The organism is Streptomyces coryli, from assembly GCF_011044975.1.
Classification (GTDB): domain Bacteria; phylum Actinomycetota; class Actinomycetes; order Streptomycetales; family Streptomycetaceae; genus Streptomyces; species Streptomyces coryli.
The window spans coordinates 1-1,038 of sequence record NZ_JAAKZV010000557.1 but is presented as its reverse complement, the minus strand read 5'-3'; the positions used below and the strand labels follow the sequence as shown (position 1 = coordinate 1,038).

The window sequence follows — 1,038 nt, the reverse complement described above, 5'->3', positions numbered from 1 at the left end:
GTGGGCGGGTGGGACCTACTCCACCTCCCGATAAGCCGCCGCCTCCTCCAGATCCAGTCTCCGCAGCAGCGTCCGCAGCATCTCGTCATCGATCCGCCCCGCATCCCGCAGCTCCACGAAGACCTCCCGCTCCGCGGAAATCGCCTCCCGCGCCAGCCGCCGATACGTGTCGTCCGCCGTCTCCCCGGTGGCGTCGTTGACGCCGCCCAAGCGCTCCCACACCGAGTTCCGCCGCCGCTGCAGCACCGTCCGCAGCCGCTCCTCCAGCGGCCCGGGCAGCCGGTTCGCCGGGTCCTCCAGCAGCTCGGCCAGTCGCGCCTCGGCCGCCGCCGACGCCGCGTTCTGCGCCTGCGCCTCGGCCAGGGTCTCCGCCCGCTCGTCCCGCCCCGGCAGGCGCAGCACCCGCACCAGCGACGGCAGCGTGAGCCCCTGCCCCACCAGCGTCCCGATCACCGTCGTGAACGTCAGGAACAGCACCAGATTCCGCGCCGGGAACTCCGACCCGTCATGCACCACCGCCGGAATCGAGAAGGCGATGGCCAGCGACACCACCCCCCGCATCCCGGCCCACGACACCACGAAGGGCACCTGCCACGGCGGCATCCCCTCGTTGCGCGCCCACAGCAGCCGCGGCAGATACGTCGCCGGGTACACCCACACGAACCGCATCACCACCACCGCCGCCAGCACCGCCCCCGCGTACAGCAGCGCCTGCCCCACCGAATACGGCCCCAGCTCCCGCAGCACCACCGGCAGCTGCAGCCCGATCAGCGCGAAGACCGCCGACTCCAGGATGAAGGCGACCATCTTCCAGACCGCCGCCTCCTGCAGCCTTGTCGCGAAGTCGACTTGATACGCCCGGTGCCCGAGGTACAGCCCGACCACCACCACCGCGAGCACCCCGGACGCCCCCATCGCCTCCGCCGCGATGTAGGCGACGTACGGGATCAGCAGCGACATCGTGTTCTGCAGCAGCGGCTCCCGCAGCCGCAGCCGCAGCAAGTGCAGCGGCACCATCAGCGCGAGCCCCACCCCGAC

Annotated in this window: 1 protein-coding gene; it reads right to left on the bottom strand. The window is 72.0% G+C overall.

Annotation, left to right across the window (positions count from 1 at the left end):
• Positions 1-15: 15 nt before the first annotated feature.
• Positions 16-1,038: cation:proton antiporter domain-containing protein (locus G5C51_RS42155; RefSeq protein WP_206314899.1), on the bottom strand; the 1,023-nt coding region annotated here is incomplete at its 5' end.